At 41.8% G+C, this 23,118-nt stretch carries 17 protein-coding genes; 12 read left to right on the forward strand and 5 right to left on the reverse strand.

Features of this window, described 5'->3' with window-relative positions; all coding sequences use genetic code 11:
* Positions 1–7: 7 nt before the first annotated feature.
* Entirely contained in the window at positions 8–802 is a 795-nt protein-coding gene (locus Q3A68_RS21480; RefSeq protein ID WP_302903197.1) for a DUF4905 domain-containing protein, read from the reverse strand.
* 94 nt (positions 803–896) lie between these two features.
* On the opposite strand from Q3A68_RS21480, the gene proS reads away from it, so the two are divergent.
* From proS to Q3A68_RS21495, 3 genes are all read left to right on the forward strand, one after another.
* Complete coding sequence (proS, locus tag Q3A68_RS21485) at positions 897–2,369, forward strand: proline--tRNA ligase (protein WP_302903198.1); 1,473 nt, start codon at positions 897–899, stop codon at positions 2,367–2,369.
* 104 nt (positions 2,370–2,473) lie between these two features.
* The gene (locus Q3A68_RS21490; protein ID WP_302903199.1) at positions 2,474–3,613 is read left to right on the forward strand and encodes a cystathionine gamma-synthase; all 1,140 of its coding nucleotides are present in this window, start codon (positions 2,474–2,476) and stop codon (positions 3,611–3,613) included.
* A 27-nt stretch (positions 3,614–3,640) separates the two neighbouring features.
* A complete protein-coding gene (locus Q3A68_RS21495; RefSeq protein ID WP_302903200.1) occupies positions 3,641–4,405 on the forward strand; it encodes a TIGR02757 family protein in 765 nt (254 codons plus the stop codon).
* A 40-nt stretch (positions 4,406–4,445) separates the two neighbouring features.
* On the opposite strand, the gene Q3A68_RS21500 is transcribed toward Q3A68_RS21495, so the two are convergent.
* The gene (locus Q3A68_RS21500; protein ID WP_302903201.1) at positions 4,446–4,850 is read right to left on the reverse strand and encodes a hypothetical protein; all 405 of its coding nucleotides are present in this window, start codon (positions 4,848–4,850) and stop codon (positions 4,446–4,448) included.
* Between the two features lie 77 nt (positions 4,851–4,927).
* Between Q3A68_RS21500 and Q3A68_RS21505 the strand changes: the two genes are divergently transcribed.
* Entirely contained in the window at positions 4,928–5,299 is a 372-nt protein-coding gene (locus tag Q3A68_RS21505) for a DUF5655 domain-containing protein (protein ID WP_302903202.1), read from the forward strand.
* 58 nt (positions 5,300–5,357) lie between these two features.
* On the opposite strand, the gene Q3A68_RS21510 is transcribed toward Q3A68_RS21505, so the two are convergent.
* Positions 5,358–6,416, reverse strand: coding sequence for a nucleoid-associated protein (locus tag Q3A68_RS21510; protein WP_302903203.1), 1,059 nt, complete (start codon positions 6,414–6,416; stop codon positions 5,358–5,360).
* A gap of 28 nt (positions 6,417–6,444) precedes the next feature.
* Positions 6,445–6,810: a hypothetical protein gene (locus Q3A68_RS21515; RefSeq protein ID WP_302903204.1), complete on the reverse strand. Its 366-nt coding sequence runs from the start codon at positions 6,808–6,810 to the stop codon at positions 6,445–6,447.
* A 107-nt stretch (positions 6,811–6,917) separates the two neighbouring features.
* Between Q3A68_RS21515 and mnmE the strand changes: the two genes are divergently transcribed.
* Both mnmE and Q3A68_RS21525 read left to right on the forward strand, forming a co-directional pair.
* Positions 6,918–8,288, forward strand: a complete 1,371-nt coding sequence (gene mnmE / locus Q3A68_RS21520; RefSeq protein WP_302903205.1) for a tRNA uridine-5-carboxymethylaminomethyl(34) synthesis GTPase MnmE — start codon at positions 6,918–6,920, stop codon at positions 8,286–8,288.
* A 199-nt stretch (positions 8,289–8,487) separates the two neighbouring features.
* On the forward strand, positions 8,488–9,477 hold the full coding sequence (locus tag Q3A68_RS21525) for a GlxA family transcriptional regulator (protein WP_302903206.1): 990 nt from the start codon (positions 8,488–8,490) through the stop codon (positions 9,475–9,477).
* Between the two features lie 200 nt (positions 9,478–9,677).
* Here the strand turns inward: Q3A68_RS21525 and Q3A68_RS21530 are convergent, their stop codons facing one another.
* A complete protein-coding gene (locus tag Q3A68_RS21530) occupies positions 9,678–11,654 on the reverse strand; it encodes an SGNH/GDSL hydrolase family protein (RefSeq protein WP_302903207.1) in 1,977 nt (658 codons plus the stop codon).
* A 671-nt stretch (positions 11,655–12,325) separates the two neighbouring features.
* Between Q3A68_RS21530 and Q3A68_RS21535 the strand changes: the two genes are divergently transcribed.
* The 6 genes from Q3A68_RS21535 to Q3A68_RS21560 all read left to right on the forward strand — a co-directional run bounded on the left by Q3A68_RS21535 (position 12,326) and on the right by Q3A68_RS21560 (position 22,604).
* Positions 12,326–13,906, forward strand: coding sequence for a carboxylesterase/lipase family protein (locus Q3A68_RS21535; protein ID WP_302903208.1), 1,581 nt, complete (start codon positions 12,326–12,328; stop codon positions 13,904–13,906).
* A 61-nt stretch (positions 13,907–13,967) separates the two neighbouring features.
* Positions 13,968–16,127 (forward strand): glycoside hydrolase family 3 C-terminal domain-containing protein, encoded by a 2,160-nt coding sequence (locus Q3A68_RS21540; RefSeq protein ID WP_302903209.1) that lies wholly within the window; start codon positions 13,968–13,970, stop codon positions 16,125–16,127.
* Between the two features lie 35 nt (positions 16,128–16,162).
* On the forward strand, positions 16,163–16,504 hold the full coding sequence (locus tag Q3A68_RS21545) for a hypothetical protein (RefSeq protein WP_302903210.1): 342 nt from the start codon (positions 16,163–16,165) through the stop codon (positions 16,502–16,504).
* Positions 16,470–18,059 carry a GH39 family glycosyl hydrolase gene (locus tag Q3A68_RS21550; RefSeq protein WP_302903211.1) on the forward strand — a complete coding sequence of 530 codons (1,590 nt, stop codon included), beginning with the start codon at positions 16,470–16,472 and terminating at the stop codon, positions 18,057–18,059. Before Q3A68_RS21545 ends, Q3A68_RS21550 begins: the two co-directional genes overlap by 35 nt.
* A 151-nt stretch (positions 18,060–18,210) precedes the next feature.
* Positions 18,211–20,655, forward strand: coding sequence for a glycoside hydrolase family 2 TIM barrel-domain containing protein (locus Q3A68_RS21555; RefSeq protein WP_302903212.1), 2,445 nt, complete (start codon positions 18,211–18,213; stop codon positions 20,653–20,655).
* A gap of 35 nt (positions 20,656–20,690) precedes the next feature.
* Entirely contained in the window at positions 20,691–22,604 is a 1,914-nt protein-coding gene (locus Q3A68_RS21560; RefSeq protein WP_302903213.1) for a glycoside hydrolase family 97 protein, read from the forward strand.
* Positions 22,605–23,118: the final 514 nt, after the last annotated feature.

A 23,118-nucleotide genomic window follows, 5' to 3' on the forward strand; every position in this document is an offset into this window, starting at 1 on the left:
TCGATTTTTAAAACGTATCTAAGTTTAAAACTTTTAATCTTGATTTGCCAGTAAGGTAGATTAATTGTCCCTTACGCAGTAGAAACGACTCAGGTTGCAGTTTTTGTATATTGTCATTCAACAAATCTTGATAAACGATCTTATTGTCTGCTGTCAATATATACAAAAGCTGCTGCAGTGTCCCATCTGCAAACGCGTGCAAAGATACAATTCTGAAACTATTATGGTCAAGGTAATGCATAGTATTACCGAAAGTATTTAACTGTAACGATAATGAAGATGCAACTTCAATAGACGTCATCTCCGGCAAAAGAATATGATTATCCACCTCCGTATCAATTGATGGCTGATATTGCCTTTCAACAGTGCCGGTTTTAATATCAGCTATGAATAATTGAGGTGGCTGAAGACGAGTGTCATAAATCACAGGGCCGCTTGTCGACAAATGATCAAATGCATGTGTGTAATTACTCCACGTTGTTTTTCCTGTTTTACCATCAATTGCTATTATCCCTTTATGTACTGGCACGCTTTCGGATTGATAATTATGCAGGAGCAATACACCATCATACGCTGTTTCGATACTGATCAACCACCTTTCTTCGGTTTGCAGGTCGTTAAAATAAATTTCGCCGTTTTCAAGACTTATTGCTGAAAAAGAAACTCTTTTGCCATCACCGTCTCTTATTTCTGCAAATAAAATATCGGTTACAGAATCGATCTCCAACCGCCATACGGTCGAATGAAACTGATAATTGATATGTGGCTGCAGCATTTTCAAAGTGTGTACAAATATGGGCATTTAAAGCCGATCGGTTTGTATAGCGAAAATCAGCCCTGGGTAACATTTAAATTTATAAATTTGGCGCTTATACAAATTCACATTACAATATAATATGAGCAAAGGGATCATTAGTAAAGAGGAAGACTATTCGCAATGGTATAACGACCTGGTAATTAAAGCCGATATGGCCGAGTATTCACCTGTGAGAGGCTGTATGATCATTAAGCCCTATGGATATTCCATTTGGGAAAAAATGCAGGCTGTACTGGACAAAATGTTTAAAGATACCGGTCATGTCAACGCCTATTTCCCTTTATTTATCCCAAAATCATTCTTTTCCAAAGAAGCCAGCCACGTGGAAGGCTTTGCAAAGGAATGCGCTGTGATAACTCACTACCGTCTGAAAAATGATGGAGAGGGCAATATTGTGGTTGATGAAGATGCAAAGCTGGAAGAAGAATTGATCGTTCGCCCGACTTCGGAAACGATCATCTGGAATACTTACAAAGGCTGGATACAGTCTTATCGCGATTTGCCTATTTTGGTAAACCAATGGGCTAACGTGGTTAGATGGGAGATGCGCACGCGCTTGTTCTTGCGTACAAGTGAATTCTTATGGCAGGAGGGGCATACTGCTCATGCTACGGCCGAAGAAGCGATTGCAGAGACCGAACAGATGCTGGATGTCTATGCCGAGTTTGCTGAAAACTGGTTGGCATTGCCTGTTGTAAGAGGCCGTAAAACACCTAATGAACGTTTTGCAGGCGCGTTGGATACTTATTGCATCGAAGCATTGATGCAGGATGGCAAGGCTTTACAGGCGGGTACATCACACTTCCTGGGACAAAATTTTGCCAAAGCGTTTGATGTGAAGTTCACCAGCAAAGAAAATAAACTGGATTATGTTTGGGCTACTTCATGGGGTGTTTCTACGCGGTTAATTGGTGCACTGATCATGTCACATTCAGATGATGCCGGTTTGGTATTGCCTCCAAAACTGGCACCAATACAAGTTGTGGTAGTGCCAATTTACAAGCACGACGAAGAGTTGGAAAATATAACAGCGTATGTAAAAGAGTTCAGCAAAGAGCTGAAAGCGAAAAATATCAGCGTTAAATTCGATAATCGCGATACACACCGCCCGGGTGCCAAGTTTGCGGAGTATGAATTGAAAGGAGTTCCTCTCCGTGTGGCTATTGGCAGCCGTGATATGCAGAATGGTACGGTTGAACTGGCCCGCCGCGATACCAAAACCAAGGAAACAGTGTCGCAGGAAGGATTGGCTGGCAAAATTGAACAGTTGCTGGAAGATATTCAGCAAAACATCTACCAGAAAGCGCTAAACTTCAGAGCGGCGAATACCCGTGAGGTAAATGATTACGAAGAGTTCAAACGCTTGCTGGATGAAGAACCCGGATTCTTATCAGCACACTGGGATGGCACTGCCGAAACTGAACAGCGCATAAAAGAAGAAACCAAAGCAACTATACGTTGTATCCCATTAAACAACAAGCAGGAAGTCGGTAAATGTATCCTGACAGGCAAGCCATCAACACAGAGGGTATTATTTGCACGGGCATATTAAATTTAAGTTGATTAGGTTGATTGAGTGAGTGGCTGATTAAGTTTAAACAACACTCATTAACTTAATCAACTTAATCTAACTAAGTCAACTTAATCAACTAACTCATGAAATTCGCAACTAAAGCCATACATGCAGGGCAGGAGCCCGACCCGACTACCGGGGCTATTATGACGCCGATTTATCAGACCTCCACCTACTGGCAAAAAGCGCCGGGAGATAACAAAGGTTATGAGTATTCGCGTGGCACAAACCCTACACGCAGGGCTTTGGAAGATTGCCTGGCAGCATTAGAGAATGCCAAATATGGCCTGGCTTTTTCAAGTGGTATGGGTGCTACTGATGCCGTGATGAAGTTGCTGAAACCAGGTGATGAAGTAATTACTGGTAACGATCTGTACGGCGGCTCGTACCGGATGTTCACTAAGATCTTTGCTAATTATGGTGTTAAATTTCATTTTCTCGATCTCTCTAAACCGGAGATAATCAATGATTATGTGAACGAAAATACAAAGCTGGTTTGGATAGAAACCCCTACCAATCCAACAATGCAAGTGATTGATATTGAGAAAGTAGCATCAATTGCTAAAACAAAAGGTTTAATACTTGTAGTGGACAATACATTCGCCTCCCCATACCTGCAAAACCCAATCGATATGGGCGCCACTATCGTGATGCATTCGGTAACTAAATACATCGGCGGACATAGCGATGTGGTAATGGGGGCTTTGATGCTGAACGACGAAGACCTGTACAAAAGGCTTTGGTTCATCTACAATGCATGTGGAGCCACGCCCGGACCGATGGATAGTTTCCTGGTACTGCGTGGTATCAAAACCCTGCATTTGCGTATGAAAGCTCATTGCGAGAACGGTCGCAAAGTGGCTGAGTTTTTGAAGAACCATCCACGGGTGGATAAGATATACTGGCCGGGTTTTACCGATCATCCTAATCATGATATTGCTAAAAAACAAATGCGCGATTTTGGCGGAATGATATCGATCACCCTTAAAGGCGCTGACCTGAAGGAAACATTCAGAATCGCCTCGTCATTTAAAGTATTTTCATTAGCCGAATCATTAGGTGGGGTAGAATCGCTGATCAATCACCCGGTAACGATGACGCATGCCTCTATTCCGAAGGAAGAACGGGAGAAAGCCGGAGTAGTAGATAATTTGTTGCGACTCAGTGTGGGAGTGGAGGATATTGACGACCTCATCGACGATTTGAAACAAGCTCTTTCTTAAGTAGCAGTAGCAGCGGCAGAAGCAGTAATGATTGAAAATCTCAAAGCGTTCCTCGATTCTAAAGTAGCTCAATATAACCGGCCGGATTTTATAAAAAACGACCCAGTTTCTATTCCGCATTTGTTTACCAGCAAACAAGATATCGAGATCATGGGCTTTTGGGCCGCCACTTTAGCCTGGGGACAGCGTATTACCATCATTAATAAATGTAAGGAACTCATCAACTTGATGGACGGCGCGCCTTATGATTTCATCATCAATCACGAAGAACCCGATCTGAAAAAGCTGCTTCACTTTAAGCACCGTACTTTTAATGATATAGACACGCTTTATTTCATCTCATTTTTCAGGCATCATTATTCGAGCTATGAGTCACTTGAAGATGCATTCATTCCCCCAAGCGGAGCAAATGCTGTAGAAGATTGCTTGAATTATTTTAGAGAATATTTTTTCTCATTACCCGATTATCCGCATCGTACTAAAAAGCATGTCTCATCACCATCACAAAAATCAACTTGCAAGCGATTAAACATGTTTTTACGCTGGATGGTTCGCAGGGATAATTGCGGAGTTGATTTTGGCATCTGGAATAAAATCAAACCTTCTGACCTGATCATGCCATGTGATCTGCATGTGGACAGAGTTGCGCGGAAACTGAAACTAATCGACCGCAAACAAACCGACTGGCAAACGGCTATTGAACTAACCGGGCGCCTGCGTGAATTTGACCCGAACGATCCGGTTAAGTATGATTTTGCACTCTTCGGTCTGGGTATTGAAGAGAAATTTTAGGCTGATTCGTATGACAATCGCAATTTACGTTGTGGTTCTTCTATTCGTCGTATGCTATGGATTTTGCGCGTTTTTCAAGAGCCTTGTGGTATGCATAATCAATATAGTTTAATTCATTACTATTCGTTTGGCGACCCTTAAGTTCTTCATATAAAGAAATAATATCGGCTTTATTTTTAACTCCTTTGATTGTTAGCTCATAGGTCCATTTAATAAGAGCGGCATCTTCTTTGGAAACATAAAAATCGTGTTCAATCCTTTCACCGTCAAGTTCATGACCTTTTATCGGAGTCCAAAAATCTAATCTCCCGTTTTTCTTTGACTCTTTAATAAATTGAGCCCTAACTTGAGCTGTTAGCGTGACGGACGTATCTTTTATTTTTTTATTTTGTGCAATCGCACTGATTGAAAATAGTAATATCGTGTTTAGGATAAGAAATCGCATAGAATAAGGTTTAAATAAAAAGCAATTATAAAAAATTTTAATTAAATATTTTGTTGCTTGTTGATTAACGAATTTGTATGGAAGATTATTATAACCAGGACGATAGCGCCCTGCAGCGTTTTTTAAACGGAAAATCGGAGCAGACCTTAACACTTTTTCATCATTTTGTAAATGAGTTCCAAAAAGTCGGACCGGTAACTTTGCATCCGGCAAAGACCATGATCGGCGTAGCCAACTCACATAAAAGAATAGCATATATTACTCAATTAGGGAAAAACTTCATTCATGTTGTTTTTCCGTTAAGAGAACGTTACGAAGACAACTTTTGTTTTCAGAAAATTGCGCAAGTGCCTGGAGATATGCAGTTTAATCATCATTTCAGGATGCTGCACAAAGAAGATGTGAATGAGGAGGTGATAGATTTTATGCGATTAGTGCACAATAGTTAACTAAATCAGCTAATAGTTAATAAATCTGTGGAATCTACCATAAAATCTGTGTAATCTTCTATTGTTCTTCCCGGAAGTAAACTTTATAGTAATTCATCGATTTACTATCGTCAAAGCCCTTTTCTATCAGTTCTCTGTCGCCATGGATATAGATATGGAAGTTTTTATCCAGTTTTAAGACGCTTTTATATACTCTCTGCTGTTTTTTCACTGCGTTGCCCGATATCTCAAAAACATCGGCAATAGGCATTTCGTATTCCTGTTCGTATTGGTTTTTGTAATTTTTGAATGATTCAATAGCCTGCGGGTTACCCAGAACTTCACCTGTAAATTCATCCATATCAAAGGTGTCTTTTTCCTTAAAATATTTCATGGACTTATTCAGCAGATCGATCTTATCAGCTTTGCTCATCTCAAACTCATCATCCAGTTTTTGGGTGATGAAATTTTTATAAATGCCTAAGGTGTTAGTGGTTTGATTAAAACTATCGTTCCGGATTTTTAATTGCAGGAAGCTATCCTTCCAGTAAGCGGCTGTATCCTGGCCCCGGTTGGTATGGTCGACGACAACTACTTTGAAGCCGTTTTCTTTTTCGATGTTGAAGATCAGCGCGCCCTTATCCAGTTTGTTGATATTAATGGCATTTTCTTCATAATCTATCCCGAAGCCACCTTTTTCAGGATAAACCTTCAGGTATGTTTCTTTATTTTCCGATTTAAAAATACCAATGGCTTCCAGTAAATTTCCTTCAATCTGAACATTTTTAAAATGCGCTATATATAACTCACCGGGTTTGATGTTAGGATGATTAGAGGCATTATATAAATGCTTTGCAATTTGCCCGGTTAGTTCATGAAATTGAATGTTGTCTTCAAAAATGCCGGTAACATAATGGTGAACTTCGTTCAGGTCCAGATTACCGCCGCTATGCATCAGGTGGTAAACTTCATTCGCTTTTTCAAACGGTCGTAGAAAATACTGCATCAGCAATTGTGGAATCACCTCATCTTTAAAAGAGAGCGGATGCTCCGAAAGCGCATACATTTCATTTTGTGCTTGATTACCAATATGATGAACGGATACCGTTTCAAGTGAAGCTTCAAAAAAAGTTACCATAATGCTGCGAAAGTAAAATAAATATTGCTCAGAGCGGAGCTTTTTCTGTCAGGTTACCGATGCGCGGGTCGCTGTGTGCGATTAATTCACATACTTTAATTCCTGCTTCTTCAAATCCATCCACTCCATCCTGGATCAATAGCCAATTACCGCGTTGCTCTGTCCCCGCCCAAAAGAAGGGGCCCAGATCAGGTACATCTTTCTCCAGACTCTCGTGGTGTTTCTTGTTGGTCGCAACCCAAATCCCGTTAAATTCAGGCTCATTAAGCCTTCGGCGCAGTATCATCATGATCTTTTTTCGCCAGTAGATATAGTGCATGCCGAACATTTTCCTCACGATTATGTCGCCCGGCAAATAATCGAACACAAACTCATATGGCATCGGATTTACCACATCCCAAAATTACAGTTTAATATTTTACACTTCCCGAATAAAAATCAGGCGGTAAATAGCGATTTTTGCACACTTAATGTGGCATGGCCAAAAATGACCAATGACTAATGACAAATATTAAAGAAGAAACCATAGTTGCTCTTGCAACCCCAAATGGAGTAGGTGCCATTGGCGTAATACGCTTGTCGGGCCCGGACGCTATTATGATTGCAAATAGCGTGTTTAAGGGTAAAGACCTGACCAAACAGGAATCGCATACCATCCATTTCGGGCAGATTGCAGATGGCGACCTGTTGCTGGACGAAGTATTGGTTTCATTATTTATTGCACCACGGTCGTATACACGTGAAAATGTGGTGGAGATATCGTGTCATGGGTCCAATTATGTTATTGAGTCGATTGTCAAACTCCTGATCAGAAAAGGCGCACGTTCTGCCAAACCCGGTGAGTTTACATTAAGGGCTTTTCTAAACGGTCAGCTCGACCTTTCGCAAGCCGAAGCTGTAGCCGATTTGATTGCTGCCAACTCGAAAGCATCACAACAGGTGGCTATACAGCAGTTACGTGGTGGCTTTAGTAATCAGTTACAGGCACTCCGTGAACAACTGGTCAATTTTGCTTCGCTGGTGGAATTAGAGCTGGATTTTTCTGAAGAGGATGTGGAGTTTGCTAACCGCGAGCAGCTTAAGCAGTTGATATATAATATCAACAGAATTGTTGGTCAATTGATTCAATCCTTTGAGTTGGGCAATGTGATCAAAAATGGCGTCAATACAGTAATTGCAGGCCGGCCAAATGCCGGGAAGTCTACTTTGTTGAATGCACTATTGAATGAAGAAAGAGCCATCGTAAGCCATATTCCGGGTACAACGCGCGATACGATAGAGGAGGTTCTGAATATTAATGGCATCAACTTTAGACTGATCGATACCGCCGGGATACGTGAAGCCACAGATACTATTGAGCAGATAGGGGTACAGCGAACCATGGAGAAGATCAGTCAATCGGCATTACTGATCTATATGTTTGATGCGGCAGAAATTACGATTGAAGAATTAAATAATGACCTGGAAAATTTGCAAAAACCAGGCGTGACTATGCTGGTTGTAGCCAATAAGGCTGATCTGCTGAATAAGGAACAATTGCTGTCGTTACCTCATACCCAAAGCGCTATTATCATCTCAGCAAAACAGAAGCGACATATTGATGAACTGAAACACAAGATATACTCCTCAGCTGTCAAACACCAATTAAGCGCAGACGAAACCCTGGTGACAAATGTCCGCCATCTGGAAGCTTTGCAAAAAACAGAATCAGCATTGGCCCGCCTTTTGGGCGGCATCGACGCACATGTGACATCTGATTTCCTGGCGATGGATATTAAACAAGCACTCCACTATCTCGGCGAAATAACGGGAACAGTCACTACAGATGATTTGCTGGATAATATTTTTTCGAAGTTTTGTATCGGAAAGTAATTAATATTCAATTATTTGTATTTTTGTTGGTTGTTCCTGTTTAAACAAGGATATTGTAAATTGTCACTTCTTTCGTTAGCATCACCTTTCATAACCCAGAGTTATTGTCCATATTCCGTATCAGTGGGTGGTTAAATAGACATTATAATGGGTTGATTTAGACCTGTAAGCCAGCTATCTTCGTAAGAAATATAAGGATATGAAACATGCAACAATCATTTATCCCGCGCAGCGCAGCGGCTACAGCACACTTTCATGTATAACTGCAGCCTTCGAGACCTTTATTGCCGCTAATGCTTATCGCAGGAGAAGTGGTAAAACCGATCTCTTTACTGTTGAACTGGCTGGGACTATCGCTGCCGAGGAAATGTACGGTGGTATGTTTACCATTAAGCCGCAGCGGAATATTTCTGACATAACGAAAACTGACCTGGTTATTATTCCATCCGCCAATCCTGATTTCCAGCATGCAATGCCCGGGGATGATGTGTTGATTGATTGGATCACTAAACAATATAAAATGGGTGCGGGTATAGTAAGCATTTGCTCCGGGGCCTTCCTGCTGGCCTCCTCCGGTTTGCTTGACGGAAAAAGCTGCTCTACCCATTGGGCGCACGCGGAACTTTTCAGACAGCGGTTCCCTAAAGTGCATTTGATGACCGATAAACTGATCACCGACGAGAATGGTATATACACCAACGGCGGTGCCTTTTCGTTCCTGAACCTGATGATTTACCTGGTAGAGAAATATTACGACCGTGAGACTGCCATTTACTGCTCCAAAACCTTGCAGATAGAAATGGACCGGAACAGCCAGTCGGCCTTTACTATTTTTACAGGGCAGAAACTTCACGGCGATAAAATGGTAGAGGATGCACAAAAGTATATTGAAAGTTCGTTGGGCGAGCGGCTGTCAGTTGAAGAGTTATCATCCAGGTTTGCTATCGGCAGACGCAATTTCGACAGAAGATTTATTAAAGCGACAGGAAATACACCTTTGGAATATGCACAGAGGGTGAAGATCGAATCGGCAAAAAAGGAGCTCGAGGTGAGCCGCAAAACGATTAACGAGGTGATGTACGAAGTAGGCTATTCAGACCTGAAAGCCTTTCGTGAGCTGTTCCGCAAGATCACCGGCATGTCTCCGCTGGAATATAGGAGTAAGTATAATAAGGAGGCGGCGAGGTAAAAAATCTTCTTCCACGCCAGTTCAAGTGCCGACAGCCGCGCCCGTGACACTTAAATTGGCGTGATGTCCATTGGGATAGAGTTAATTTTTTTAACTATTGCGGGTCATCGTTACACCCGTTACATGTAACACTTTGACTCGTCCAGGATGTTAGCCTCGAAGCTATAGCGACACTTACTACATTATTTATAGTGTTTTAATTATTTGTTAACCAAAAAATTCACGATCCGGCATGCATTACCTTTACTGGATGAATTCTTTTGCTCATTTATTCTGATCGTTAACAAGTGCTTACCAGGCTTTAGATCGCTGCCAAGTAAAAGATACCAGGGTAAATGAAGCATGCTGCTCCACTGCGTGTAGAGATCGATACTTTTTACCGGCCCATTGTCAATGGTATAGTTAATAATCCCCGCATCTGCTCCCGAAACTATAGCTATGCCTACAGCAGTGCCATTAAAAGTAAGTGATAATTCTGCTCCCGGCTTATCTGAACTCAAAACCGGGACATTCACAAAGCCATCGCGGGTAGCAAGACCATCCGCAGGTTTCCAGTTTTCGGTAAATACCCAGCCGGTAGTATACTGTGCATTCTTTATATTGTAATAGCTCCCGCTTTCAAAATTTGCTTTATTCAGAGGTTTTTGTAAGGATAATTTATGATTGATTGCCGCGTCGTTTTGACTTTCAAAACAATCGTCCAGTAAGTCTTTAATAGTCTCAAAATATAGTTCCTGACCAAAAATGGCCGGATGCAGGTCTTTAAAATCATCATTCCATGAAAACTCTTTGTTTTTAATTTTATCCCTCACTTCTTTAGCAAGATCAATAAATGGAAGATTATAATGTTGTGCTACCAGTTGATGATTTTTTATTTCAACCGGAATAATTCCATTGTTATAATCATTTGTTTTTCCGGGGTCTGCAAAAGCCATCATCACGATATCCATGTCCGGATTACTTTTTTTAGCATGCCTTATAATCCCTTCCAATGCACGAACCTGTGTAATGCTGTCGGTTCCGTTCACCCTGTCATTCACAGCTGCTTCAACAAAAAGCAAGTCGGTTTTGCCTGAATCAAGCACATCCCTCTGCAATCTGAAAGCATGAGGCAAACTCCCTAATGAAGGGATGCCGGCTGCGACAAAATGGAAATCTGTATTTGGGAAACGCTCTTGCAGGTATCTGCAAACCTTTTGGCGCCAGCCAGGATTGTAGGTGATTGAGCCGCCAAGAAATGTCACCTGGACTTTTCCGCCTTTTGCAGCAGCGTTATAAAAAGAACTAAGCTTATTCCCAACTTTATAATAGTCACTATATGGCAAGGGCCTGTTCACCGGGAAGGAGTTGCCGTATATAAACGCAGCAAAATATCCCGGGCAATTTATTGGAACGTGATGCCCTTGTAATTCCTGTGGCCCCGTTGTTACCGGGTAAACACTCATAGGCCCCCCGGCAGCAATGTAATGTTGTGCAAAAAGGTAAGTATTTTCTGCTGGTGGAACCAGTTTATCATCTAAACCAATAACATGCAAAACGGGCACCTTGAACGATGCCAGTCCCTCCAGGTTATCAATAGGATTATCATTATAAGCAATGGCCTTCGCTTCTGTAAAATGATAGATTTTTTTAAGTTGATTCCATAAAGTCGTATCACCAGCTCCTATTCCTTTACCTCCGGGCCAACTTTTTATATCACATACAGGTGTTTCAGCATAAATACAGCTAACCTTATCAGGATTTCTTTTGGCCCAGCCATAAGCATATAAGGCACCACGGCTAACGGCCTCGAGAGCTGCTTTTGGGGCAAAAGACATTTTATTGGTCAGGTAATGATAAAACTTATCCCAAACCTGTAAAGATGATGGGCTGCCATACTGATCATCGACATTTATATAAGCTACATAAAGCCCCTTCGAAAGTAAAATACTATCCATATCGGTATGCCAATCCGGGAATGACGACCGCCAGACCCAAGCATTGCCGGGTAACGGCTGCCTGGGTTTTACGTAATACGCCTGATGGTCTTCAACTGTAAATCCAGTCTTTTCAAAACCCTTCCAGGTTTGGCTGTTCTCCTTATCCTGACCACTTACCGCCAGGAAGAAAAACACTAATACAATGCTTAATACAAGTTTAAAATATGGTTTTGAATGAACTGAAAAATGTACCTGCATTTGGTTTTATTGTTTAACTGGTTGGATAAATATATGTACTAGTTGCAATTACAAAAAATAGTTGAGCCTACTAAATAAATTGCGCATATGCGAATTCTATTTTGAATGATAAATCGTTTAAATCTGAATTTTAAGTTTCTAGTTAACCATCAAAATAACATTATGCGATCTTAGCTTTCAATAAGCTGTATGTTAAATCAAAAACTTTAATTTATTCTAAAAAATGGCCTTATTGGCAATAGTTAGCATGTCAATTTAAAGCCAGTGGCAACCAGCTGAACATTTGATCTATATTTTTAATCAATTTTGCTATGCTCTTTTGTTAAGTAATTATAGTTTCACCCTTCTGAATTATGGTACAATACTGATGTGTTTAAACATACGGTCTTGAATCGTAATCGACCAATTATAACAATTTGAACCTGCAGGTTAATTTATTTTCTTGACTTATTTAAACCGTTTTCTAACTGTCTCAAATTTTTTGAGGTAGTAGCGTACCTGATGTCAGAATTATTAGCCCAATAATACGATGAGGCGATTTTTAATAATTGGCACTATTCGACTGTTTTCGTTGAATCTCTTTGGACAAGTTTTACTCCAGGCGAATATGAGGTTTATTACGATAATGGTTTGGATGTTAAAGATTTGAAAATGATTAAAACCACAACTCGATGAAAGCAAAGACAGCAATAAATATTGTGTTTTTGATTATAGTAGTTTTTTTAGCTTCCGGTACTTGTGTCCTTGGGCAACCTCAAAAAGTAAAAGTTGAAGGTGGATGGATACGAGGAACTACTGAAAATGGTTTAACCATTTTCAGAGGGATCCCTTTTGCAGCCCCTCCGGTTGGGGACTTGCGTTGGCGTGCACCACAACCAGTGGTAAAATGGGATAGCGTGAGACTGGCCACAAGATTTGCCCACTCGCCAATGCAGGGAGGTAACCCGGCTGCCGGAAAGAGCGAAGACTGCCTGTACCTGAATGTATGGACACCAGCAAAATCAACTAATGAACACCTGCCCGTGCTTGTCTGGATTTATGGAGGCGGGTTCAGCGCCGGATCAACGGCCGAGCCATGGTATGATGGTGAACAGCTTGCAAAAAAAGGTGTGGTATTCGTAAGTATCGCTTACAGAGTTGGGCCACTGGGATTTTTGGCACACCCGGAACTAAGCGCCGAAAACTCCGGTCATGTTTCAGGAAATTATGGTTTGCTCGACCAGATTGCCGGGCTCAAATGGATACAAAGTAACATTGCCGCATTTGGGGGCGACCCTGATAAAGTAACAATCTTTGGCGAGTCGGCCGGTGGGATTTCCGTGAGTATGTTGTGTGCTTCGCCGTTGGCAAAGGGACTTTTCCGGGGTGCGATTTCACAAAGCGGCGGATCGTTCGGGCCAACACGGCCGGAACTGTACCCGGGAGAAAATATGAAAACCCTTAAACAAGCTGAGAATGAGGGGCAAGAATATGTGCGAAAAGCTGGTGCGTCTTCCATTGCCGAACTTAGAAAAATGGATGCTGAAAAGCTGCCGATGGGATGGGGTATTGGCAGCGCCTGGCCAATAATTGACGGGTATGTACTTCCGGATGATCAATATAAATTGTACCAGGCAGCGAAGTATAATGATGTCCCTGTTCTCATCGGCTACAACTCTGACGAAGGACTGAGTTTTTTGCCAGGAAGAACGCCAAATGAATTTACCGAAGCCGTTAAACTCCGGTATGGGAAGTTTGCTGAAAGTCTGCTCAATGCATACCCGCTGGAAGAAAACACTATACCTAAAAGTGCGCGCGATTTAACCCGTGATGCTGCTTTCGGATGGCATAACTGGACCTGGGCGCGGCTTCAGTCCGAAACAGGTAAATCTAAAGTGTATTATTACTATTTTGATCAGCACCCCGATTATCCTAAAAGTTCACCCGATTTCGGGCACGGCTCACCACATGCGCAAGATGTCTCCTATGTTTTCCAGCATATTGATCCAAAGAACGCTCAGACTACTAAATCTGATCTGGAGATTTCGGCGGCTATGGGAACATACTGGATCAACTTTACTAAATACGGCGATCCTAATGGAGAAGGTGTTCCCCCGTGGCCAGCTTTCAACAATAACACTCCGGTGGTGATGTACTTTGCTCAGACACCTCATATAGGGCCAGTGCCTGGCGAAAAGTCACTAAGGGTTCTGGATAACTATTTTAAATGGAGGTTCACGCCTGAAGGTAAGGCGTGGGTCAATTCGAAGTAAACGGGATAACGTTGATTTTTTTGTAATACTAAAAACTAAAACATATAATAAATTAATATTCATGAAGTATATAATACCCTGTGCAATTGTGCTTTTTCTGTCTGTAAACGTTTTTGCACAAAATAAAAAAGAAACCGCGCTCCAGATTAAAATCAACAGCATTGTTAAAAAAATGACCCTTGAAGAGAAAGTTAACATGCTTCATGGAAATGCTTTATTTTCCTCAGGAGGTGTGCCGCGTTTAGGTATCCCAGAGCTAACATGTGATGATGGACCGTTGGGTGTGCGCGAAGAAATAAAGCGCTTCGACTGGGCTTCGGCGAACTGGACCACCGATTCGGCAACTTTTTTGCCAAACGGTTCGGCAATTGCCGCAACCTGGAACCCTGCACTGGCAAATAAATACGGAGTGGTTATAGGCGAGGAGGCTAATGCCCGGAAAAAGATTGTGATGCTTGCACCTGCGTTCAATATTTGTAGAATGCCGCTTTGTGGTCGTACTTATGAATATTATTCTGAGGACCCTTATTTGAATAGTCAATTGGCCATTCAATCGGTAAGGGGGATTCAAAGTCAGCATGTGGCAGCCTGTATAAAACATTTTGCCGCTAATAACCAGGAGCTTCACCGCGACAGCGTAAATACCTTAGTTGATGAAAGAGCGCTGCGCGAAATCTATTTGCCCGCATTTAAGGCCGCGGTACAACAGGGGAATGCTTACACAGTAATGTCAGCTTATAATAAAGTGAATGGTTACTGGTGCTCAGAAAATGATTTTTTGCTCAATAAAGTATTGAAGAATGAGTGGGGCTTTAAAGGGGCTGTTATGTCGGATTGGGCAGGAACGCACCATACCGTTGCTGCAGCAAACAGCGGCCTGGATATTGAAATGGGATCAAGCGGGCCATATGAACAGTGGTATTTTGCGAAACCCCTACTTGAAGCGGTAAGATCGGGCCAGGTTTCAGAAAAGACAATTGATGAAAAGGTAAGAAGGATTTTATGGCTGATGTATCAAACATCCATGAGTGCAAATCACCCTAAAGGTTCTATTGCTACACCGGCACATGCCAAAGCCGCATATGATATTGCCTCAGAATCTATAATCCTATTAAAAAATGACGCTCATTTGTTGCCTTTGAAAGAGGGCAACATTAAAAGCATTGCAGTCATCGGTGATAATGCCACCCGTACATTTGCTTTGGGAGGATACGGTGCCGGTGTAAAGGCGAAACACGAGATAACAGCATTAGAAGGTATCAAATCAAGATTTGGCAAAACGGCCAGCATCAGTTTTGCTCAGGGTTATCGGGCTAATTATTTGGCCAGTAATACTGATGCGCAGAATCGTGGCTATGACCAGCCCGACCAAAAACTGATCGACGAGGCCGTGGCACTTGCAAAAACAACAGAGGTTGCTATTTTGTGCATCGGCTCAAACCGCGAGTATGAAAGCGAAGGCCATGACCGTAAAAATCTGGATCTGCCTTTTGGAGAGCAGGCATTAGTTAACGCCGTTAGCGCAGTTAATCCTAATACAGTTATCGTAATTATGGCAGGCGCTCCTTACGATCTGAAGGAAATCAAAAAGTCAAATCATACTATTGTTTGGTCGTGGTTTAATGGATCTGAGGCCGGGGACGCCCTTGCTGATGTTTTAAAAGGCGCAGTGAACCCTTCAGGTCGCCTGCCATTTACTTTTCCTGTTTCGTTAAAAGATTCACCTGCTTCTACCTTAGAAACCTATCCCGGTAAAGACCTGACGGCTGATTACAAAGAGGGCATAATGGTTGGATATCGATGGTATGATACCAAAAATATCGATCCGCTGTATTGTTTTGGTTATGGGCTGTCTTATACAAATTTTACTTATACAGGTTTGGCTACTAACAAAAAGGCATATAAACCGGGTGACAAAATATTGGTGTCATTAAAGGTTAAGAACTCAGGCACGCTTGCTGGCAAAGAAGTTATCCAACTTTATATCAGCAAAACAAATTCCGTGGTTTTACGGCCGGAAAAAGAACTAAAAGCATTTAAAAAGATTATGATAGCGCCGGCTGAAACGGCGGCTGTATCGATGAATATTGATGTAAAAGATCTGGCCTATTTTGATAGTAAATCACACAAATGGATAGTTGAGCCCGGCCAATATAAAGTATTGGCTGCTTCGTCATCAAAAACAATCAGGCAAGTGGCTTCCTTTCAGATAAGCAGATAGACAGACAGAAGTTTATTAAATATTTAATAATGTGCATGGTAGGAAAATTTAGGATGATCGACAGGAGGAATTTGACTGTTACGCTGACTTTGTTTTTGTTGGTACTCACTCTTTATATTAATGCTGAGGTGCCTGTACGAAATGCAAATACAGACCAACTAGACGCTATTGTTGCAGACCAGAATCCGCCAGGTGCAAACGCTTGCAGTTATTCTGCTTTTTATGACTGGAGAATCTGGGACCGACCGTTACATCTTCAAACCATCACTTATAGCTGGAATGGGAATAATTTAATTGATTCGATTTCCAGCAAACAACCAAGACTGACACACTTAACTAATTATGAAAAAAATATTTTTATCAATCATTTTAGGTAGTTTACTTTTTACTCACCTTTTCGCTCAAAGTAATCATCCAAAAAAAACGACTGAACCAGGGAGGATAATCAATGTTGATTTTAACAAGGAAAAAGGACTTTTGAATACCTCATTTAAAGAGTGCGTTGGCGCAGGTCGTGCCAATGAAGGGTTACGGGCCGACTGGCAGCAGCAGTTAGCAATTGCAAGAAAAGAATGCGGTTTTAAATATATCCGGATGCACGGATTGCTTACCGATGATATGGCGGTTTACAGCGAAGACAGTAAGGGTAATCCGCAATATAATTACCAATATGTTGATGCTTTATACGACTACATTATAAGTATCGGAATGAAGCCTTTTGTAGAATTAGGCTTTATGCCGGGTGCGCTCGCCAGCGGGAATAAAACAATTTTTTGGTGGCGGGGCAATGTTACGCCGCCTAAAGACTATGAAAAATGGGAAGGGTTGATTCGTAACCTGACACAACATTTTACAGAGCGATATGGAGCCAATGAAGTAAAAACCTGGTATTTTGAAGTTTGGAATGAGCCGAATTTGAAAGATGGTTTCTGGACCGGTTCCCAGTCGGACTATTTCAAACTGTACCAATATAGTGCAAAGGCAGTTAAAAGCGTAAATCAGGCATATAAAGTGGGTGGTCCAGCGACAGCCGGTGCAGCATGGGTGCCCGAAATGATTGCCTTTTGTAAGGAAAATGCCGTGCCTATCGATTTTATCAGTACACATTCCTACGGAGTAAAACAAGGATTTCTGGATGAACACGGCTCGTCGGGAACTGTCCTTGATAAAAACGAATGGAGCGTTAGTGGCGACGTTTTAAATTCACGCAAGCAGATCCAAACTTCGGCAATTCCCGGACTAGAACTGCATTATACAGAATGGAGCTCGTCTTATACACCTGCCGATCCCCTTCATGATAGCTATCACGAAGCAGCGTATATACTTAAAAAACTAAAACAGGTTGGAACTGCGGCCAATTCGATGTCATACTGGACGTTTACGGATATTTTTGAAGAGTCCGGGCCACGTTTTACGCCTTTCCATGGCGGATTTGGTTTAATGAACATTGAAGGGATAAAAAAGCCAGCTTTTTTTGCCTATTCCTTTTTAAACAAACTGGGTGAAACTGAATTAGTCAATCGCGACAGTTCGTCGTGGGCCTGCAAAAATAATAGAGGAGACGTTCAGGTCTTATTATGGGATTATACCTACACCTTGCCCGATTCCATAAATAATCAGTCTTATTATATCCGCGACCTGCCTGCTAAATCAAAGGGCCAGGTTAAACTGGCAATATCGGGAATACCCAAAGGCAGATACCGAATGGAAGTTTATAAGATTGGTTACAAAGTAAATGATGCCTATATGACCTATGTTGCCTTTAATAAGCCAAATCAATTGACCAAACCTCAGGTCGACTTGCTCAAAAAACAAAATGATGGTCTTCCCATTTTGAAGGAGGATATAACAATCAGTAGCTCCGGCGCCTTTTCAAAGGTTCTTCCTATAAGAGAGAATGATGTTTTCTTAATTAAGCTTGTCAAATTTTAACGTGGGTTACGATAACCTCTGAAATGAATTATCATCACAAAAAGTTAGCACCCGGAGATCAACATATTGATCCTGATGTGACTTTAAGCGGCTTGTTATAAAAGTTTATAAAGTTGAATTATTAAAGTAGCGCTGAAAATTACAGACCACTATGAAACTCCATAATATTTACAATATTAAATATCACCTGAAAACGATAGTTACGGCCTTCCTGCTTTTTGGGGGTAACATTTTATGTCAGGCTCAAAATCCTGATAACGCTTTACGAAAACAGTTATTTGATTATAACTGGAAATTTTACCTTGGAGATCCAGCAGCAGCAAAATCAAAGAAGTTTAACCACGTCAGCTGGCGGAGCCTGGATTTGCCGCATGACTGGAGTATTGAAGGCGATATAAATTCTAAAAATCCAACTGGTGGTGAAGGAGGGTACTTCCCTGCGGGTATCGGTTGGTACAGGAAGACATTCAGGGCTCCGGATGAATGGAAAGACAAAAAAGTTTCCATTTATTTTGAAGGGGTTTATATGAATTCTGAAGTTTTTATCAATGGAAAATCGCTTGGAATTCATCCCTATGGTTATACGTCGTTTAGTTATGATCTTTCCTCTTATTTAGATTTTAATAATGAGAATGTAATAGCAGTAAGGGTAGACAATTCGCAACAAGTGAACAGCCGCTGGTATAGTGGTTCCGGAATCTATCGCCATGTTTGGATGATGGCTACCGATGCTGTGCACGTGGATGACTGGGGTGTTGCAATCACAACCCCTGATGTTACTTCGAAAAAAGCAACCGTTCAAATCAAAACATCGATAAAAAATGAAACCGGTTCACCTCAAAGGATTGTTCTTAGTACCCGGTTACGAGATGCGAATGCTAAAGATGCAGGGAATAGTCAAATAAACGTCGAAGTGGCTGCCAATAGCCAGAAGGAAATCGAACAAACCATAGCGATAGCAGATCCGCTGCTATGGACGCCGGAAACGCCCAGATTATACCAGGCTCAAATACAACTATCCCAAAATAAAAAAGTCATTGACGAGACTAAAACCGATTTTGGGGTGCGTTTCATAAAATTTACTGCTGAAAATGGGTTCGAGCTTAATGGGAAACAAATAAAGATCAGCGGTGGGTGTATGCACCACGATAATGGATGCCTGGGCGCTGCTGCTTTTGACCGTGCGGAGGAACGTAAGGTCGAGTTACTTAAAAAGGCGGGATTTAACGCTGTGAGAACTTCCCACAACCCCCCATCGGAGGCTTTTTTAAATGCCTGCGACAGATTAGGGTTATTAGTTATGGATGAAGCGTTTGATTGCTGGAGACAAGGGAAAAAGAAATATGATTATGCACAGTATTTCGACCATTGGTGGAAACGCGATTTAGATGCAATGGTACTGCGCGATCGTAACCATCCTTCAATTATTATGTGGAGTATTGGCAATGAAATAGTAGAGCGGGGGAGCCCACAAGCCGTTGAAACTGCCAAAATGCTTGCGAGTGCGGTCAAGCATATAGATACATCGCGTCCCGTTACATCTGCTATTGTGGAAGCCGGCAAAGATTGGGCTGCCCTTGATCCCCTGATGGCCGCGCATGACATTGGCGGTTATAATTATCATTTGTGGAATGCCCCTTCGGATCATCAAAGGGTTCCTTCGCGGATAATTGTTCAAACGGAGTCCTATCCGAAGGATGCTTTTATCAATTGGAAATTGGTACAGAACCACAATTATATCATTGGAGATTTTGTTTGGACAGCTGTAGATTATCTGGGAGAATCGGGCATAGGCCGTTGGTACTACTCAGGTGAGACGCCGGGAGAGCACTGGGAACATGATTTATTCCCATGGCATGGGGCCTACTGCGGTGATATTGATTTAATAGGATGGAGAAAACCAATTTCCCATTATCGCAACCTGCTGTATAATGACTCCGAAAAGCTTTATATGGCCGTTCGTGAACCTAAACCGGATTCTTCGGAAATTAAGACAACATGGTGGGCGGTGTGGCCAACATGGGAAAGTTGGACATGGCCGGCAAGCATAGGTAAGAATATGCAGATAGAAATCTATTCAAAATATCCGAGCGTCAGGCTTTATCTCAACGACAAGCTCATTGGTGAAAAGTCAACAACTCTTGAACAAGAGTATAAGGCTGAATTTTCAATGCCGTATTCACCCGGCTTGCTTAAAGCTGTAGGGGTGGATAATCATAAGGAAATGGAATCCACTATTTTGAAAACCTCCGGCGATGCGGCAAAAATCCAACTAAGCGCTGATCGACAAGAAATAGCAGCGGATGGGCAAGATTTGTCTTATGTAACTATTGAGATAACAGACAACGATGGTATATTTCAACCGAATGCCGCAAACCGCCTGCATTTTAACATTGACGGACCGGGAACAATTGCAGGAGTAGCAAATGCGGATATGAAAGACACTGACCCATATACAGGAAATACGCATAAAGCATGGCACGGACAGGCCTTGGTTGTAATTAAAAGCACTCACCGCGCGGGCGATATCAAATTGACAGTTAGTTCGGATGGGTTATCGGCGGGAGTTCTAAATATCAGAGCATTTAAACAATAACAAATTATTTGAATTGTAACAACAGACTAAAATATATGAAATATTTTTTCTTAGTGCTGGGCCTTTTTTGGGGTCTTATGGGTTATGCGCAAGAAGTTTTATCCCCTAATAAAAAAATTAAGGTAGTTGTTGAAATGCAGTCGTCAGGCCAAAAAGGCTTAGGCCAGGCTTATTTTAAAGTGCTGTATAAAAGCAATGGAACTTATGTTGAAGTATTGCCCTCCTCGCCATTAGGCATTGTAAGGGCCGATCAGCAATTCGTATCAAATCTCAAATTCGTTGGAGAGGGCAGGCCTGTCGCCGTTCACGACAAATATGAAATGCTGATCGGAAAGCGGAGAGCTTGTGAAAATTTTGGCACCGAAAAAACATTTAGCTATCAAAATTCCTCAAAGCAGCCCCTAAATATCACTTTCAGGGTTTATAACGATGGGGTTGCGTTCAGGTACGCTTTCCCCAATCAGTCCGATTCCAGCTTATCAATTACAGATGAAGCAACAGGTTATGTAATACCTCAGGGTACATCGAGATGGATGCAGCCCTTTGATAAATCTTACGAGAGGTTTTATCCGCTTAATACCGGCGCAAACGATGAAAAAAATGCGGGTGATTGGGCATTCCCTGCCTTGTATAAGATTAATGACCAGCCGTTATGGGTACTGATTTCGGAGGCATGTATAAGCCGGCAAAACTGTGCGGCCAGGCTTAACTACAGGCAAGGCACAAACCTGTATAAGGTTACCTACCCTTCGGCAGCGAAAAATTGGAATGGAGGGGCCGCGTCCAGTCTGCCATGGAAATCGCAATGGCATGTGATGATGGTGGGCGCGTTATCTGACCTGGTAGAGAGTACCCTGATTACCGATGTAAGCGAACCCGCTACTTTTACTGACACCAAATGGATTGAGCCGGGAAGCGTGGCCTGGGTATACTGGGCAAATAACCACGGCTCAAAGGATTATCAGAAGGTAGTAGAATACATCGACCTGGCCGTAAAAATGAATTGGCCCTATGTGCTCATTGACTGGGAATGGGATGTAATGTCGAATGGCGGAACAGTAAAGGATGCGATAAATTATGCCCGTAGCAAGGGCATCAAAACACTTTTATGGTATAATTCAGGTACCGATTGGCTTGGTCCAACCCCAGCGGACAGACTGTTAACACATGAGAAAAGAGAAAAGGAGTTTTCATGGCTGAATGATATTGGCGTTTCGGGCATCAAGGTCGATTTTTTTGGGGGAGACCGCCAGGAGATGATGAAGTATTATATGGATATTCTGGAAGACGCAGCAAAACATAAGCTGCTGGTAAACTTTCACGGAGCTACTGTACCCCGCGGCTGGGCGCGTACTTATCCCAATTTGATGAGTACCGAAGCGGTGTACGGTGCTGAATGGTATAATAACGCTGGCATCTTAACTGACATGGCTGCCTCACATAACACGACTCTACCATTTACGCGTAATATAGTAGGTCCTATGGACTATACACCGGTAACTTTTTCCAATTCGCAGCACGAACATAAAACGTCTTTTGCCCACGAGCTAGCTTTGGCTGTGGTATTTGAATCCGGATTACAGCATTTTGCAGACAGGCCTTCTGCCTATTATGGTTTAACTGACGCACCGCGAAAGTTTCTAATGGCATTTCCCACAACATGGGATGAAACAAAACTGATAGAAGGCTACCCGGGCGAAATGGTTGTTATTGCGCGAAGAAAAGGCAAACTATGGTATGTTGCCGGGCTTAATGGGAAAGACACTCCGCAAACGCTCAATGTTAGTTTCGCCTTTTTAGGCAACTCAAACTATTCTTTCCAAATATTCAAAGACGGAACAGATACGAAGTCAATTACAACTGAAACCAGTAGCGTAAAAAAAACAGACATACTGCACATCCAATGCCTGTCCAGAGGCGGTTTTGCAGGAGTGATAAGCGAGAAATAAGTAACAATATATTTTAAGCACCTCAAGAAACATAATTTATGATCTGATAGATGCTAGAAAGTCGAAGACCTTTAACCTTTCAATTCGATAAACCACTTTAGACCTTGAACGCTGCGCTATGTACGCTATAAAGATGTGTTAATAGTGCGGCTAAGGGTAAAAAAGTCGGATTTGTATAAAATAAAGTCTATTTGATATAACGATATGCATCAGCCTATGATGTAAATTCGTAAATAACCAGTTGTAAATTGAAATTTTGCGACCCGGTCTATATGGTTTTTAAACATCGCAAACAGATTTCGAAGATCCACGGACTATAGCCATGCATCCAGTAAAACTGGGCTGTAGTTTATTGTATATCAGTGCTAAATTACCAATGAGTGTTTTTTTAACAATTATTTCTCAATTTAATTTGGTTAATGATTTAATAAACTTAAATTAGTATTACAATTAAAACCTAATATATAGCCTCCCGCTGCAAATTGAATGTTTATTGACTAATAACTGGATTAGT

This window comes from Mucilaginibacter tolerans (assembly GCF_030519375.1).
GTDB lineage: Bacteria > Bacteroidota > Bacteroidia > Sphingobacteriales > Sphingobacteriaceae > Mucilaginibacter.